At 45.1% G+C, this 14,065-nt stretch carries 22 protein-coding genes and 1 tRNA gene; 1 reads left to right on the top strand and 22 read right to left on the bottom strand.

What is annotated here, in order from left to right:
* Positions 1–7: 7 nt before the first annotated feature.
* From NK638_RS00275 to NK638_RS00170, 22 genes are all read right to left on the bottom strand, one after another.
* Complete coding sequence (locus NK638_RS00275; RefSeq protein WP_274631451.1) at positions 8–682, bottom strand: HK97 family phage prohead protease; 675 nt, start codon at positions 680–682, stop codon at positions 8–10.
* The gene (locus NK638_RS00270; RefSeq protein WP_274631450.1) at positions 663–1,904 is read right to left on the bottom strand and encodes a phage portal protein; all 1,242 of its coding nucleotides are present in this window, start codon (positions 1,902–1,904) and stop codon (positions 663–665) included. The genes NK638_RS00275 and NK638_RS00270 overlap by 20 nt, the downstream gene beginning before the upstream one ends.
* On the bottom strand, positions 1,901–3,604 hold the full coding sequence (locus NK638_RS00265; RefSeq protein WP_274631449.1) for a terminase large subunit: 1,704 nt from the start codon (positions 3,602–3,604) through the stop codon (positions 1,901–1,903). The genes NK638_RS00270 and NK638_RS00265 overlap by 4 nt, the downstream gene beginning before the upstream one ends.
* A 74-nt stretch (positions 3,605–3,678) precedes the next feature.
* Positions 3,679–3,966, bottom strand: coding sequence for a hypothetical protein (locus NK638_RS00260; protein ID WP_274631448.1), 288 nt, complete (start codon positions 3,964–3,966; stop codon positions 3,679–3,681).
* A 38-nt stretch (positions 3,967–4,004) separates the two neighbouring features.
* On the bottom strand, positions 4,005–4,481 hold the full coding sequence (locus tag NK638_RS00255) for a phage terminase small subunit P27 family (RefSeq protein WP_274631447.1): 477 nt from the start codon (positions 4,479–4,481) through the stop codon (positions 4,005–4,007).
* A 122-nt stretch (positions 4,482–4,603) separates the two neighbouring features.
* Positions 4,604–4,948, bottom strand: a complete 345-nt coding sequence (locus NK638_RS00250; RefSeq protein ID WP_274631446.1) for an HNH endonuclease — start codon at positions 4,946–4,948, stop codon at positions 4,604–4,606.
* Positions 4,906–5,124: a hypothetical protein gene (locus NK638_RS00245; RefSeq protein ID WP_274631445.1), complete on the bottom strand. Its 219-nt coding sequence runs from the start codon at positions 5,122–5,124 to the stop codon at positions 4,906–4,908. The genes NK638_RS00250 and NK638_RS00245 overlap by 43 nt, the downstream gene beginning before the upstream one ends.
* 69 nt (positions 5,125–5,193) lie before the next feature.
* Positions 5,194–5,266 (bottom strand) — tRNA-Ile (locus NK638_RS00240).
* Positions 5,267–5,681: 415 nt separating this feature from the next.
* On the bottom strand, positions 5,682–5,858 hold the full coding sequence (locus tag NK638_RS00235) for a hypothetical protein (RefSeq protein ID WP_274631444.1): 177 nt from the start codon (positions 5,856–5,858) through the stop codon (positions 5,682–5,684).
* A gap of 29 nt (positions 5,859–5,887) precedes the next feature.
* On the bottom strand, positions 5,888–6,430 hold the full coding sequence (locus NK638_RS00230; protein WP_274631443.1) for a hypothetical protein: 543 nt from the start codon (positions 6,428–6,430) through the stop codon (positions 5,888–5,890).
* A gap of 108 nt (positions 6,431–6,538) precedes the next feature.
* The gene (locus tag NK638_RS00225) at positions 6,539–7,363 is read right to left on the bottom strand and encodes a hypothetical protein (RefSeq protein ID WP_274631442.1); all 825 of its coding nucleotides are present in this window, start codon (positions 7,361–7,363) and stop codon (positions 6,539–6,541) included.
* Positions 7,360–7,869 carry a DUF6378 domain-containing protein gene (locus NK638_RS00220; protein WP_274631441.1) on the bottom strand — a complete coding sequence of 170 codons (510 nt, stop codon included), beginning with the start codon at positions 7,867–7,869 and terminating at the stop codon, positions 7,360–7,362. The genes NK638_RS00225 and NK638_RS00220 overlap by 4 nt, the downstream gene beginning before the upstream one ends.
* 16 nt (positions 7,870–7,885) lie before the next feature.
* Complete coding sequence (locus NK638_RS00215) at positions 7,886–8,068, bottom strand: hypothetical protein (protein ID WP_075101688.1); 183 nt, start codon at positions 8,066–8,068, stop codon at positions 7,886–7,888.
* Positions 8,069–8,070: 2 nt separating this feature from the next.
* Positions 8,071–8,556, bottom strand: a complete 486-nt coding sequence (locus tag NK638_RS00210) for a hypothetical protein (protein ID WP_105243771.1) — start codon at positions 8,554–8,556, stop codon at positions 8,071–8,073.
* Entirely contained in the window at positions 8,556–8,948 is a 393-nt protein-coding gene (locus NK638_RS00205; protein WP_274631440.1) for a beta-sandwich lipoprotein, read from the bottom strand. Before NK638_RS00205 ends, NK638_RS00210 begins: the two co-directional genes overlap by 1 nt.
* Before the next feature lie 133 nt (positions 8,949–9,081).
* A complete protein-coding gene (locus NK638_RS00200) occupies positions 9,082–9,414 on the bottom strand; it encodes a DNA adenine methylase (RefSeq protein WP_274631439.1) in 333 nt (110 codons plus the stop codon).
* Positions 9,411–9,893, bottom strand: coding sequence for a DNA adenine methylase (locus NK638_RS00195; RefSeq protein WP_274631438.1), 483 nt, complete (start codon positions 9,891–9,893; stop codon positions 9,411–9,413). The genes NK638_RS00200 and NK638_RS00195 overlap by 4 nt, the downstream gene beginning before the upstream one ends.
* On the bottom strand, positions 9,890–11,296 hold the full coding sequence (locus NK638_RS00190) for a YdaU family protein (RefSeq protein ID WP_274631437.1): 1,407 nt from the start codon (positions 11,294–11,296) through the stop codon (positions 9,890–9,892). The genes NK638_RS00195 and NK638_RS00190 overlap by 4 nt, the downstream gene beginning before the upstream one ends.
* On the bottom strand, positions 11,296–11,997 hold the full coding sequence (locus NK638_RS00185) for a phage antirepressor KilAC domain-containing protein (RefSeq protein WP_274631436.1): 702 nt from the start codon (positions 11,995–11,997) through the stop codon (positions 11,296–11,298). The genes NK638_RS00190 and NK638_RS00185 overlap by 1 nt, the downstream gene beginning before the upstream one ends.
* A 41-nt stretch (positions 11,998–12,038) precedes the next feature.
* Positions 12,039–12,299, bottom strand: a complete 261-nt coding sequence (locus NK638_RS00180) for a hypothetical protein (RefSeq protein ID WP_274631435.1) — start codon at positions 12,297–12,299, stop codon at positions 12,039–12,041.
* Positions 12,292–12,744, bottom strand: a complete 453-nt coding sequence (locus NK638_RS00175) for a phage regulatory CII family protein (protein ID WP_274631434.1) — start codon at positions 12,742–12,744, stop codon at positions 12,292–12,294. Before NK638_RS00175 ends, NK638_RS00180 begins: the two co-directional genes overlap by 8 nt.
* Positions 12,745–12,811: 67 nt before the next feature.
* Positions 12,812–13,072, bottom strand: a complete 261-nt coding sequence (locus tag NK638_RS00170) for a transcriptional regulator (RefSeq protein ID WP_274631433.1) — start codon at positions 13,070–13,072, stop codon at positions 12,812–12,814.
* A 125-nt stretch (positions 13,073–13,197) separates the two neighbouring features.
* Between NK638_RS00170 and NK638_RS00165 the strand changes: the two genes are divergently transcribed.
* Positions 13,198–13,968 carry a hypothetical protein gene (locus tag NK638_RS00165; RefSeq protein WP_274631432.1) on the top strand — a complete coding sequence of 257 codons (771 nt, stop codon included), beginning with the start codon at positions 13,198–13,200 and terminating at the stop codon, positions 13,966–13,968.
* Positions 13,969–14,065: the final 97 nt, after the last annotated feature.

The raw sequence follows: 14,065 nt of genomic DNA, 5'->3' as shown, positions 1-14,065 counted from the left end.
CCAATCCTTATACATTGATACTTTTTAAGATATCGAGCGCATCGCTCATATCGGTGTCAGCTGCTTTGGTATCTTCAGGCTCGCCCTGAGTCAGTGATCGCAAACCGTGCCCAGCTATAGCAGTCGCTTGCGATTTCGAAAAGCCACCAGCGTCACGCAGGAACTTCTCAAATTCTGGTAATGTGGGCAAATCGCCCTTTTCTAATTTAGATTTAATGTTATCGACAAGGCTTTCATCGTTAGCGGGGAACGTCACGACACTGACTTCTTTTAAATCAATCGCTAGCAGCTCAAGCACATCATCGTCTTCGTTATATGACCATTTCTGCACACGGTAGCCGATAGATAGGCCATCAATCGCGCCCGCCTTCATCAGCGCATGTGCTTCACGCGCCTTGGCCACATCTTTGACCAGTAATCGACCTTCGCCGTACAAGCCTTTTTCATCTTCGACAAGCTTGGTCCATACACCGATGACATCGCTACGGCTGTGCTGCCACAGAATCGGCGGCATCTTGCCTTTGTCAGCCCATGCTTTGATAGTTTCTGTGTACGCGCCTGCCTTGACGACATCGCCATAACTGTCTTCAACATCAAATACGCTGCAGTAGCCACTAAAAAAGCCATCGTCATCGATGGCTTTTACGTTGAAATCAATGGCTTTAGTCTTTAGTTTGCTCATCATTGCGCCCCAATAGCTCGATAGGTGTTAAGTTAAGTTGTACAGTTAGCTGATCGGCACCGGCATGCGCTGGTAGATCCTCAAGCGCACGCACATCGTTACGCGTCATGATGCCGTTTTGCACCAATGTGCTGTAAAAACTAGCACGGCCTTGGCTGTCTGCTCGCAGCAAACCCTCGACCGAAAACTTAGGACGGTATTTAGCGCGGTCAGCTGGTGACAATAGCTTGCGAGCGATGGTCTGCTCGATGCGCACCAGTGTCGGCTGTAGCGAGTAAGTCAAATAACCCTGATTCATCTGCTCAAGACTAGATGCCCAGCTCGATGCTTTGTCTAAGTGATAGATAAGCTGCGGCGGTGTCTTAAATGTGCGGCAAATCTCTTCAACACCAAAATTGCGAGACTCAAGCAGCTGAGCGTCGGCGGGATTGATACGGATGTGGGCGGCACTAGCAGGCTCCATGCCCGCCTCCAGCACCATCCACTTGCCAGCGTTTTCAGGGCGACTAAACACCCCTAGGTTTTCTTTTAGCCGGTCGCGCTGCTCTTTGTTTAGTATTTTTTCGCCAGTCTTTAAAAACCCACCCGCTTTGAGATTGTTTTTAAACTCAGCGCCGGCTGCATTATTGGCATCAACCTGTGCGCCAATCACATCCGACTGGTACCGTATGGGCGACAACCCCACCAAACCATCAAGCGTAAAACCCTTGATATGCAAGATATCGTCTTCGTGGTATTTGCCATCGTCAGACTTCTTGTCATAGATATAATCAATCGTACCCGTTTTGCTGCGGCGCACCGTCATGCACTCAGGGTCCAAGATATCGAGAGAGATTACATCGCCTTTGATGTTGCGATGGATGAGCGCATAAGCATTGCCCCAGAGGTCAAGACTGGCAATCATCGCTTCCCAAAACTCGCTGGCCGTCATATCAGCATTTGGCTGGTCGTGCAAAATACGATAAAGCGGATGATTGACCGCTATGTTTTTATCACTGTCACGCAGATGCAGCGGCAAGGAGGCAATAGTCTCACTACGCAAGCGTACACATGCCCATACCGTCGCCAGTCGCAATGATGTATCTGCGCTGACACGGTTGCCCGACTCGGTGCTATTGCCGTTCCAAGGTAGTGATTCGCTGTCTTTATCTAACCGGTTAGTGCCTGAGCGCCATGCGCCGCGAAAGCGTGACCACCAGCCGACGTCATTTAATGTACTCATGCAATTATAGGGTCCTGTAAAAAGTCGTCTAAGCTGCCATCGTCTTGGTTATGCACGACCGCACGCGCCAGCGCCATGATTGCAGCCACTGGGCCATCAATCTTGTTTTCTGAGCGCTCTTTGTTGGGATAGATATTGTCTTTCTTGTCAAGAGTAGCCACGACGTTCGATATCATCCACGTCATAATTGGACAATCACCGTGCGCCCATCGCTGCGATAGCACCAGTGCTTCCATCTCTTTCATGGGTTCAGATATATTTTGCACGGTATGGCGTATCTCAACCATGGTCACGCCATCATCTGACAAGTTTTGCGCCAGCTGCGCCGCCTGCCATGGATCATAAGCAACCTCACGAACGTCGTGAGTGGCCATATCGTCAGCGATATCCTCTTCGATAGTGGCGAAATTAATCACCTCGCCATCGGTCACCGTCAGCAATCCAAGCTTGTCCCACTCTTGGTACCGCTCACTATTAACCTCACCTTCTTCATAAAGGCGCGCCTCAGGGATATAGTATTTTGCGTGTATGTGATAATTAGGGTCATCGCCATACGGCGGGAACACCATCACCTTGGCGACAATATCGATTTTGGTTGCCAAATCAAGCCCGATATAGCATGGCCTGCCTTGTAGCTCATCAAGAGACAGCCGCTCTGGCGCAAGGCCCCACTTAGACATATTCATCCAAGCAGACTTGGCACCGACAAACTCATTGACGTGCTTGGTTCTAAACGTGTTTTGCTTGCGAGCTGACTGCACCGCATCACGGCAACGAGCGGCCAAAAACTCACCGCCGACCGATATATCATAGTTTGGGTTGGCCTTACGTAGCGCCAGCTCGCTTGTCCAGTCATCTTCTTCGTCTTTGGTATAAATCATCGCCCACATGTCAGGCATATCCATGACACCTTCGAGCATCTTTTGCGCATCACGTACGAGCATGTAGCAGGGCCCACCGATACCGCTACCGGCAGTGGTAATAACAACCATCATCGGCTGCTCACGCGAACCCATACCCGTTTCCATTGTGTCGTATAGCGTGCTGTCTTTATGCTCATGGTATTCATCGACCAAGGCGCATGACGGACTTGAGCCGTCACCTGGGGTACCAATGATGGGCTCAAATCGACTGCCATCACGCGACACGTTCATGTTGGACGCATTGGATTCCACACCGTAAAACTCTTTGAGTTCTGGTGTGCGATCAACCATTTGCTTAGCGGGGCGAAATACCTCCCACGCTTGCTTCTCTGTGGTGGCCCCGCTGTAAACTTCAGCGCCGAACTCATCATCAGCGACAAACATGTACAAGCCGATTCCTGCAGCGATAATAGATTTGCCGTTCTTACGCGGTACAAAGATAATCATGCGCGAATAGCGGCGCAGCTTATTCTTTTTATTAATCCAGCCAAACGGAATGCAAATGCTAAACAACTGCCATGGCTCAAGCGTAATTTTTAGGCGTTTTTGCGCCCACTTGCCCTTGGTATGCGGCAATAACTGGATGAATTTGGCTATTTTTTCAGCTTTAGCGGGGTCAAATTTGTATGGAAAATCCTTTGAACGACTGGCTTTTTTGTCGTCAAGATGGCGCTGACATGCAAGTTTTACCCACTTACACGCGATAATTTTGCCCGCAACAACGTCACGAGCGTACTTTTCAGCTTTCGCAACATTGGTGTATTTAGTACGGGCCATTTCATAGTTTCTTGTCTTTTATTAGGCGTAAAAAAACCACCATGAAGGTGGCTGTGATGTCTTGCTTTTTATTTTTAAATACTTTGAGCAACTCTTCTTAGTTCTTGATTGATATAATCCAACGCTTGTTTATTTGTAAAATTAAGATGATTTAAATCATTACCGCCGGCTGTTGGATCAGAGGATACCCCTACTTCTACACAGGCTGTACGCCATGCGTTTTTGGCAAAAAACCTGTCTATAACCTTCACCCTATAACAACCAGAATATACATCCTTGGCAACCACAACCTCCATTCCAGGAAGGCTGTTTGATAACACTTCTTTTATATTTTCACTTCGGTCAATATCTATATCAGCCATAACTAAAACCTATCAAGTTTGTTGTATGATTAATATTATCACAAATCTGCAAATGGATTGCCTTGGTTTTCGTTTGGCTTTGGACCTATTAAACGCTGTCTGCTCGATGGATCAAGCCCAAGCAAACTTCCAAACTGCACCATCTGCCGCTTAGCTTCATTGACCACCGTTACCGCTGGGTTCTTAATCACGGTCTTCTCAGTATGGATGGTAATACCATTCTCATTAATATCTTGCTCAGCTTCACGCCAACGGCAATACGCCATGCAGAACGATTCGACATTATGCAAATCTGGTACCGTCAAAACATCATTGGCCAATAAATCTGGAACGATGGTTTCCCACATACCGATTGCAATCTCTGGCATCCATTCGGGCGGGTCAACCTTGGTCAGTTTGGTAAATTCAGGCTCGTTATTGTTTAGTGCACGCTTACCGGGGTTACCCGCCAGCTGTTTCTGCTTCGTGGGTTTTGGCTTTCGGCCGCGCCCAGGTACCGTTGCAACGCCGGCCATTTCAATCTCCAAATCTGTAGTTTTTGCCTTGACCTAAGTTTTTAATTTCGCGGTCGTAAAAATGTGTGGAGGCAGGCGGTCATTCGGGGCTTCCGGCTGAACAATTTTCCCGCCCTCCCCCTTTACTCGTTAGCTGTCTTTGATCTATGGCACTTACGACAAAGCGATTGTAGATTGCTGAGCTCGTCGGTACCGCCGCTCGCCTTATTGATTATGTGATCAACGTCGGTGGCTGGCACGTATCTGCCTGCGCGCTTGCAAGCCATGCACAGATGACCATCACGATTAAGTACTTGCGTGCGAAGCTTACGCCAAGCGTGTCCGTAACCGCGCTTGGTTGTGCTACCGCTGCGGTCTGGGCGCTTGGTCCAGTTGCTGCGCTGGTCTGCATGTTCATCACAGTATCCTTTGTCTTTACGTTTAACTAGGTTTGGACAGCGGTATTGGCGGCATGGTGTGGACGGCATAACTTCGGATTCCATTTCTTATTATCAGGCTCAATCAAAGCCATATACTTCTTGGCTTCGCTGTTGCCGTTGTTAGCTCTATCTATAAGCAGTCTTAGGTTTGATTGTCTATACTCTAGCGTTTCACCTGTGCGATACTTGATATACAACGTCTCGCTTGTGCATTCATATCTCATGGGTATCACACCTTACCAAACGTTAGGCATAAAAAAGCCCACGCTATTTCTAACGTGGGTAAGTGATAGTGCGCCCGGCAGGATTCGAACCTACGACCAAAAGATTATGAGTCTTCTGCTCTAACCGCTGAGCTACAGGCACGCAGCATCGCCACTGTTATTTAGCAATCATCACATGCAATGATTGTTAAATAACGGCAGCTCTCATTCAATTCGCAGTTGCCACCTGCTAGTGGGTGTCTCTATGGCATGTGCTGTCCGTGGCTAAATCGGTTAGGTAGTATCTCGGTGGTTTGCGTTTAGGCGCATATCAAAGCCTGTGCTCAATCACATAACAACCTCGCCAAATCGCAGGCATAAAAAAAGACGAGAGCAATTAAGCTATCGTCTTTTGGTTTAACTGGCCTTACCTACTACTTAAGCCAGTATGACAAAATCATACCTCACAGTGCGGCGTGGGTCAAGTGGTTAATAACGCCTGCCAAACTACAAAATCATACGCAAAAACCCCACCTTAGAGGCGGGGTTTGTTTTAGCTATATATTTTAGAAAGTCAATTAGGCGGCGGCACTAACAGAAAGGCTTACTTTAGAGATATCAGTTGTCAAAACCTGTCGCATATCATAGCCTTTAGCTGATGCAGCGTTTAAAGCGTTAATATAAGGTTGATGTAGCGCATTATTCAAAGCTTCAAATGTCCTTGAACTAACACTTATCTCATTAATACTTTTCATTGTTTTACCCCGTTAGTAGTTTAAACGCATTAAGAAATCTTTTTAAACTCAAGCCATTGGTGACCTTGTAGCCTTACTTCGAAACCTAATAAGTCTCTAAAAGATTGCTTATCTGCGTGATCGTGGAACTTCTTAATAGTGTATTGAGCGGCATCATCTCGTGCAAAGATTTTTGTTATGCCGTGATTAGTCGATTTGTTAATTTCTAACATGTAACCCAAAATAGAAATTAATATTTTAGCACTTTCAGCTTGATATTCTTCATCCTCCAAAGCACTAATGGAAGGCGCATGAAATACCTCCATAATCTTACATATGGTTTTTGCTCCCTGCCGGGCAAAGATAACTTCGGTAATAGCGATTACTTTATCAGCCTCTGAGTCAATTACCGCAATATATGTTGCTAGATTTGACCTTTGGAGTAGATCTCCAAAAGAATTACTGCTAATGATATGATCAAAGTTAGAAACTGTTAATTCAAGATTGCTATCATCGTTTATGTTGATTTGTTCAATCCAATCAGCCTCAATAGATTTGATAGATTTAGCATCAAGATTTTTTAAACTGTACATTAAAACGTACCCTTCTCTTTTCTTATATGGTTGTTATTTAAGAAGTTTCAACTATTGACAGCCCTGTCAATACATTATAGTGGTAACTATACAATATACTATTGTAAATTACCATATCTTTAATGCATCTCGATAATTACTAATCGAACTATCGGCAGCGGAAACCAATTTTTGTATATCATCAAGCATTAGCCGTTGATAACATAAAAAATGATTGCTGTATGTCCGATCATTAATATGTATGCCTGAGAACTTCAACCGACCTTTGACTGTATATACATCCCACAACTCATACAACTCAAAATGCAGTACCATGCGCGCCATCAGTCGTGCCAGCTCAGGCAGACTGTGAGTACATGCCTGCGGTGCAGCGCGCTTATCTTTATTACAGCGCTCAATCATATTGGCTGCCAGATACTGCACGACTTCATCGAAATGACGTGACCAATCCCAGTTAGTATCACTACCCCAAAGCAATATACTTGCCAGCGCCTTGGCTGGCGCGTCATCAATCATTGCAATAGCAGCGCAGTGGTCCTCCCAATTTACTTCAGGAGGCAGACCGCCAGCGCCGATGTTAAACTTAACGGTCTTAGCATGCATGCCTTGCTCAAGCCAGTCTTGGTTTGATAGCTGCAGATTTGGTGATTGGCCAAAGCTGTTATGCAGCTCGTCAATCAGTGCGTAGGCATACTGTCCATGCTTAGACTTTTTCTTTGCTGGCTCAGGCTTATTTGATACTTCTTGCGCTCGGACAACTGGCACAGCGTAACGGAGGAACTTATCTATAGATATAACTCTCTCTTTTTTGCGGTTTGGATTATTAAGCCATTTAAACTTAAGTTCGCCTTTGTCATAATCGACATGCAGCACTTTCATCACCTCGCCTGCCTTATCGACCCATTCGCTATCTTTCTCAATTTCCGTACTCACTTGACATTCTCCCCAGCTTCTTCACCTGCCAGCGCAAAGTAAGCAGCGCCATCTAAGTAGTTATCTTCACGATGTTCGCCTTGTTCTGAGCGGGCGAGCTTAAGGCATGCCATAAACTTCCAGCCCTGCTCTGGTGTCAATTCATGCCCTGTTAGCGCGTTAAACATCGCAACAATCTTTGGCATTGACCGCTCAGCCTGACCGCCTGACTTATCGTAGGACTTGCCACGCTCTGCCATAACTTCAACTGCTTCGGTGAGTATCTGCACGGCTTTGGGTGGTAGCGTGGCTGATGGTAGTGGATTAAAGGTCTTGGCGGTTGCTGGCTTTCGCTTAAAACGCGCCTCAAACCCAGTGATGCTCATACGGTCATTGGCAATGTCTGAATCAAACAACGGATTATTGAGCCACTCAAAGTAAACGATATAAGCATTAACGTTTTTGACCTTCACCTCCATACCATCGATATCAATCCACGTGCTACCCACTACATCAACGCTTTTCATAAAAACCCCTTATCAATTAATCCCGTTTAAACCCTGGCTTCATAACCATCAACAGCGCTACGAACCCAAGTAACGATAAAAGCGAGCCTGATAGCTTATATAGCTCAAGCACAGTGAATGACACAGCCAACACCAATACCACGTTATAAATCATCGCTAGCAGCGCATGAAAACACTCTGGCCAATATTTCCAGTCCATAGCTACTTCCCCTTTTTAGTTTTAATCGGCTTTGGCGCTGGTACGTCGACCACGCCTTTATTAATTAGTCTGTGGTATTTATAAATCATCATGCCAGCGTCACGGCCATGCCCAGATGTGCGACCTGCCCAGCCAGTGATCATCTTGAAGTCTTTAGCATTGCGCTTGGTGTCAATATTAGCGGGTGCAACTAAAATATGGCGAAGACCGTTACGCTCACAAAACTCTTGCCAGATGCTGCAATCGCGTGTGACAGACCCAACGCCTTTAATACGCTCACGGCCTATACTGTCATCCACCCATGTGCGCTTGCGGACATCCTCGATGCAGACGACCAAATCAACGTCTGACTGCGCCGCCTCATCTCTAATCGCTAAAACCTTATCTTGGGCGCTTAGAATGCTTTGAGTAGACACTTCTTGCAGTACACCGTCGATGCTATGAGCAAAACCTGTTTTGACGCCTGTATCGATACCGATTAAGATCATTAGCGAACCTCGACATTTTGAAATGGCAGAATACTTTCAGGTTTAAAGATTATCTTATAGTGATACTTTGATGCTGTCGTGTGGTCGAGCTGCTCAACTGTGTATGTCACATTGTCGCTATAACCCAAAAAATGTTTTTGATATTTATCTTTGCCAGTCTTACATATTGCCTCAAGCTGTCTATCTGCACTGTCAGCATAAATTGAACAATAACCGGTCATTTCTAAAATATATTCGCCACGTATGGCGTTATAGAACACAACACGGCGTAACACTTCAAAATTATCAGCATCTTTACTAACGTTTTTTGATGCAATCTTAGCGTCACCTTCACAGCCAGTTAAAACTAAAGAAGACAGTACAGCCAACACTATTAATTTATTTCTGATCATCTCTTACCCCTTAATAATTTGATTAAACGTCTGGCGGCTCATGGTTTCTTTAGTGCCGTCTGTGTATGTGATGACAACAGTATTGGTCTTAATCCATTCCTGTTTTTGTATCTGCTTGTTGTTGTAGATGTTTTCATGCTATATCTCCAAAAATATCAGGTTGCTGCTGCTCACAATTAGGCGATATCCAAAGCACTTCGGTGCGCTTGCCACTACCGTTGTGACTACTGATAGCTGTCTGTCTTGACGACTTAGTCCAGCCAGCCAGTGTGTCGTTGTATAACTCGTTGTCGTAACCACTGATTACAAACATACCCTTTGATTTTAGAGTCAGCTCGAGTAAACGAGTATGTTCAAACTCGCGCATTTCAAACTTGCCGTAACTGTCTTTGTTCGTGCGCGTGTCTAGCGTATAAGGAGGATCAAGATAAAACAGCGTGTTGCTGCGGTCATGTTGCTTAATCACGTTGTAAGCGTCGGCTCAGTGACTTCTAATACGTTTGTGGGCAATTCTGACCAAAGCGACTGTAGAGATGTGCCACCACGCGCTGTATCTAACCTAAACCCCGTCTTACCGCGAGTCGCGCCAGCTGAACCAAAACCCATTTGAGCGCGTACCAGCAATTTAAGCGCGGTCATCACTGGCGTATCGTTTTGGCCAACTTCTTTTGCAAATTCAAACTCAGTACGGCTATAAGGTGTCATAACAAGTAGTCGCAAAAGCTCGGTGCGCATTTGGTCGTCACGAATGACATTAAATAGATTGACGATCTCAAAATTCTTGTCGTTATAAACTTCACGACTTGATGGCTCTTTACTTATCAGTACGGCTGCTGAGCCACCGAATGGCTCGACATAACAATGATGCTGTGGGAAGTGGCTGATAATCCAAGGGGCTAAGCGCCATTTCGCGCCGTGGTACCGCATTAAGGGTTTGATGCTCATACCGCCTCCTGCAACTGGTTTAATACTCTGTCATAGGTTTCATCTGCTGACTCGCCTGGCAGCTTCTGTTGCTTGATATGCTCGTATGTTGCAGCGACATCCATGTTTGGCAGCGGCTCTTTGCGTAGACCGTTAAATATGCAGCACTTGCTCGGGTCTATCTTGGCCTGTACTGGCTGGCTATGGCTTGGATGAAACACATCAGGTAAGTCGCTGTCATAACCGTTAGACGGCTTGCCAGCGCTGTTGCTCCAATCTTCATTGTCGATATTAAAACGGCCCTTGGCTTTTTCCTGACGCGCTTGATCGGCTTTTTGATTGTTTGCTTCGCGTATCAGCCACTTTACGAGCTTAACTTTGCGATAAGACTCTGTGATCAGTGGATTGCCTTTGAGCGCTTGCTCAGCGTAATGACCTTTGAATGCTGAGACCTCAAACTGATACTGATCATCGGTCAGCTGTATCATCTTACCCGCTTTGAATAACTCACCGCGCATTTCGTCAATGGTTGGCGCTTCCCAGTTTTCGATGCTGTCTGCGTGTTGACTGCGGATTAATTCAGCCTTGGTCGGTTGCTGATTAGCTGTTGACTGAGTTGGCTGTGCTGGTGCAACTGGTGCTGGCTGGTTGGCTGATGATTGATTGTTGTCAGTAGAGTTATCCACAGAGCCATGATTAAAATTATCCACAACCGCCTCGCCCGCGTGTGTGTGCGCCTCTCTCTCTAATGGTTTATGGTTATTGGTTTCTGGTTCATGGTTACTAGTTATAGCAGCGTTTTTAGCGTTACCAGCGTTACAGTCATCGTTACTTGGAGTTACAGTTTGCGTTACATCGTTTGCAACGTTACTAGCGTGACACTGTTTGATAGCATCGATATGCTTAGCATGTAATTCCCTTAAAGCAGCAGTACCAATACCCTTATCGACAGACACGCCTATATCAGTAAGGTCGTTAATCATATTGCGCTTGTCTTGACGAGACTTGCGAGTACGTTCTGCAGCTGTCATAGGCGCATCATCATCGTTACACGTAACGTTACACCCATCGTTACTTGGCGTTACACCTTGCGTTACATCATTCGTTACAGCGTTACGCTTGCCGTTACTATCAGCGTTACCGTTTTTGAATTTGTAATTCTTAAGCTCTTTATCGATACGGTGATGATGATGACGCTTGCCACGTTTGACAAAATATTCATCAAGGATGTATTCGAGCATTTCAAGATATTCAGGCGTAGTACATAGCAGACGACGTGCCAGCTTATTCATATCTGACGAATCGATGGCTTGTTCGTTGTGATAGTACATATCTATCAAGTCACGATAGATAGCGCGCTCAGGCAATGACAGATGACGTGTTGAGTTATTAAAGTCAGCAATATTGAAGTTATAGAAATGCATTAGGCCACCTCATGAACGATGGCAAAAGTCTTAGCAAGATGCGTAAGGCCTTTTGGCGTGAATAGCGGCTGAGTGGTTGCGACTCGCTCGTTGCTGTTGCCTTGATACGTCACTGCACGCTCTTCCATAAAGCCTTGCTTCATGCGAATGCTGCTCATCTTTAGCTTGTTGCGCTTGTCGCGGTACATCCAATCATGGCCCAGGCACCAATTAACAAACTTGTTTTGTGGAATACCAAGCGCTTTAGCAGTGTCTCGAACGTTTAAGCTACCCATGGCGCAGTCGATAACATCCAATGCTGCAGCTTTAGGCTCAGTAAGTGCTAAGCGTGACTGCTGATTCTCGATAAGCTCAGCCTGATCAGCGGCAAGGCGTAATGCTTCAGATAAGGTGGCAGGGATGACTGGTGCGCTGGCTTGTGCTTCTAGCTCTTGCCAGCGGTCAATAACTGCAGCGGTAAACTCAGGTGATAAGCGAGCGACAATTACAAGGCTGTCTCGCTGGTCTGATAAAAAGTGAGTGTATTGCTGGCCGTTTTGCTCATGCGTGTACTGATGGGGTGTCGTATTTTTTACGATACCCTTTTCGACCAAAGAGCGTATTAGCTTTAATACATTGTCATGAGGCTTGTTGCATAGGTCTGCCATTTCACGGCTAGACATACGTTTTTTATTATTTGTTTGCAAAGTCTGAATATTCATAGTAGTATTCCTTTATCAAGTGTTTTGCTTTACAGAAACGCCTAAACCCCATCAGTTCCCGCTGATGGGGTTTTTGTTTGCGCGTTGATAATATCTTCGATACTGACATCGAGATCTTCGGCTATTTTCTTGAACTTCTCATAAGCTTTTATCAATCTGATATTGGTATTGATGATGCTGGCAAGTGGACGCGCCTTATCAATACGGTCAAACTCACGTTTGATGTCTGCATCATCGCCAGTCACTTCCGTTGCTTCTCTTAGATGGCAGGTCTTACATTTATTGATAGTCGTATTACACATGATTATTACCCTCACAATGATTAGCGATTTGAACGCTGAGTGTGCGCAGCGCGACCATGGCATCTTGAATCTTTGTCTGTAGCGCGTCATGTTCTTTGCAATCGATACGGCCATCTTCTAGCGCTTGTTGCATCTCACTCATGATGTCGCCCTGGCAGGCTGACGTAGATAATGCGGTCATGATGATACTTGCCTGCGTCGCTTCACCATCAACCTTACAAAACACACCACCAAGACGCTGGGCCATCGCTTGAATGATGCTCGTGTCGTTGGTGTATTCCATGATAGTGAGCGCTTCATCTAAACGTAGATGATGCGTGTCAGTATTTGGATTAACCTTATTGTTTAATACAGTGCTCGACATACCCATGCGCGCGGCAATAGCTGTTGAGCCGCCATGCTTAGGGTTGTGTACTGTCTTGTGTGCTGCGTCGATTACGTCCATCGTGTCCTACCTATTTATAAAAACGTTTTGTTGATGAGTGGTTGGTTGTAGTATTTACTACAGGCAATTAAGAATCTTCGGTTGTTTCGACTGGTAAGCTCCGTAGATATGAGAAATCAATATCTTTTCTTAGGTCTTCACACTTGACGGCTTGATTGGCGTTCTTTTCAATCTCAATCGCCAAGCCAGCATCGCAAGTGCGGTTGCCATAATATATCTGACGCAAATGACCTAAGGTCGAGCCACATTTTTTGGCGAAATCTGCTCTTTCTTTCTCACTGCCCATAGAACTAATAAATTTTTTCAGACTAGAGATATGCTTAGCCATTGATTTGCTCCTTATAAAGTCATTAATTTAGCATATGCTAACTTTTTAAGCAATTTTTAATTAGCAATCGGTAATTTACAAAGCGCTAGATATCGTCAAGATACCTCTAAAATCAGGAGGGTGTTATGTCTACAGATGTACAAGAGCACAGGCGGGCTAGATTGGTTACGCTATTAAAGGATTTTAAAAAGCAGGGTAAAAGTGTGGCTCGGCTAGCAAAAGAGTATCCAGTTGATCCCAGTTTTATTTCTCAACTTAAAAATAAACATCGTGGGTTTGGTGAAGATGCTGCCCGAAACTTAGAGCAAGCGTTGGATTTAGAACCATTTTATTTTGAGCCTTACTTTGATCAGCTTAAAAAAACTATTCAATCCGATGATCGCCTGAGCCATTTAGATGCAATTTCTAGGCTCAGCAGTCCTGAATTGATGGAGGAAACTAATAAAGGATTGGAGGATATGGAAGCAGAGTTTCCTATGTATTTTATTGCGGATGTGATTTATATCTCTAAATCAGAACAAGGGCAATGGGAAGACTGCAGAGAGGCTCAAGAGAGCTATAGAGAGAATTTAATTGTTATTAGCAGCAGTGTTTCTGTATCAGCTTATGCTGTTTTGTTTGAAACTGATGAGTTCTTTCCTGTGATAAGGGCAGGCTGGATTGGAGTCTTTGATCCAGCCTGTGGAAATGACAGTGGCGACTTAACACATATTGTCTTGAAGGATGGAACTCATTTGTTGAAAGAATATTTATACTCTAAAGGTGATAGGCTTTTCTTTGAATCGTTAAACTCAGATAAAAGAGATTCTTTTTTGTCGAATGAAATTGACGAAATGGCTTCCTTGCGTAGCCTGATGCATCCTGAATCCTTGACATTTAAAGTAAACCCTTCTTAACACCCTCCCCTTTTTTGATACCGCCTGTATGGCGGTTTTTTATTGCCTAAAATTCGTTGCATTCATAAAAATTACATTATATTACATTTAGCACTTG

The sequence above is a fragment of the Psychrobacter sp. A3 genome (assembly GCF_028823565.1).
Classification (GTDB): domain Bacteria; phylum Pseudomonadota; class Gammaproteobacteria; order Pseudomonadales; family Moraxellaceae; genus Psychrobacter; species Psychrobacter celer.
The sequence above is the reverse complement of the archived record's forward strand: the minus strand, read 5'-3'. Positions and strand labels throughout refer to the sequence as shown.

Coding starts and splice junctions, on each gene's coding strand:
- NK638_RS00275 (WP_274631451.1), bottom strand. CDS start 682: ATGAGCAAACTAAAGACTAAAGCCATTGATTTCAACGTAAAAGCCATC.
- NK638_RS00230 (WP_274631443.1), bottom strand. CDS start 6,430: ATGTACAGTTTAAAAAATCTTGATGCTAAATCTATCAAATCTATTGAG.
- NK638_RS00205 (WP_274631440.1), bottom strand. CDS start 8,948: ATGATCAGAAATAAATTAATAGTGTTGGCTGTACTGTCTTCTTTAGTT.
- NK638_RS00270 (WP_274631450.1), bottom strand. CDS start 1,904: ATGAGTACATTAAATGACGTCGGCTGGTGGTCACGCTTTCGCGGCGCA.
- NK638_RS00245 (WP_274631445.1), bottom strand. CDS start 5,124: ATGAGATATGAATGCACAAGCGAGACGTTGTATATCAAGTATCGCACA.
- NK638_RS00175 (WP_274631434.1), bottom strand. CDS start 12,744: ATGGACGTAATCGACGCAGCACACAAGACAGTACACAACCCTAAGCAT.
- NK638_RS00260 (WP_274631448.1), bottom strand. CDS start 3,966: ATGGCTGATATAGATATTGACCGAAGTGAAAATATAAAAGAAGTGTTA.
- NK638_RS00210 (WP_105243771.1), bottom strand. CDS start 8,556: ATGATCTTAATCGGTATCGATACAGGCGTCAAAACAGGTTTTGCTCAT.
- NK638_RS00170 (WP_274631433.1), bottom strand. CDS start 13,072: ATGGCTAAGCATATCTCTAGTCTGAAAAAATTTATTAGTTCTATGGGC.
- NK638_RS00220 (WP_274631441.1), bottom strand. CDS start 7,869: ATGAAAAGCGTTGATGTAGTGGGTAGCACGTGGATTGATATCGATGGT.
- NK638_RS00235 (WP_274631444.1), bottom strand. CDS start 5,858: ATGAAAAGTATTAATGAGATAAGTGTTAGTTCAAGGACATTTGAAGCT.
- NK638_RS00190 (WP_274631437.1), bottom strand. CDS start 11,296: ATGCATTTCTATAACTTCAATATTGCTGACTTTAATAACTCAACACGT.
- NK638_RS00180 (WP_274631435.1), bottom strand. CDS start 12,299: ATGTGTAATACGACTATCAATAAATGTAAGACCTGCCATCTAAGAGAA.
- NK638_RS00250 (WP_274631446.1), bottom strand. CDS start 4,948: ATGCCGTCCACACCATGCCGCCAATACCGCTGTCCAAACCTAGTTAAA.
- NK638_RS00165 (WP_274631432.1), top strand. CDS start 13,198: ATGTCTACAGATGTACAAGAGCACAGGCGGGCTAGATTGGTTACGCTA.
- NK638_RS00265 (WP_274631449.1), bottom strand. CDS start 3,604: ATGGCCCGTACTAAATACACCAATGTTGCGAAAGCTGAAAAGTACGCT.
- NK638_RS00255 (WP_274631447.1), bottom strand. CDS start 4,481: ATGGCCGGCGTTGCAACGGTACCTGGGCGCGGCCGAAAGCCAAAACCC.
- NK638_RS00185 (WP_274631436.1), bottom strand. CDS start 11,997: ATGAATATTCAGACTTTGCAAACAAATAATAAAAAACGTATGTCTAGC.
- NK638_RS00195 (WP_274631438.1), bottom strand. CDS start 9,893: ATGAGCATCAAACCCTTAATGCGGTACCACGGCGCGAAATGGCGCTTA.
- NK638_RS00215 (WP_075101688.1), bottom strand. CDS start 8,068: ATGGACTGGAAATATTGGCCAGAGTGTTTTCATGCGCTGCTAGCGATG.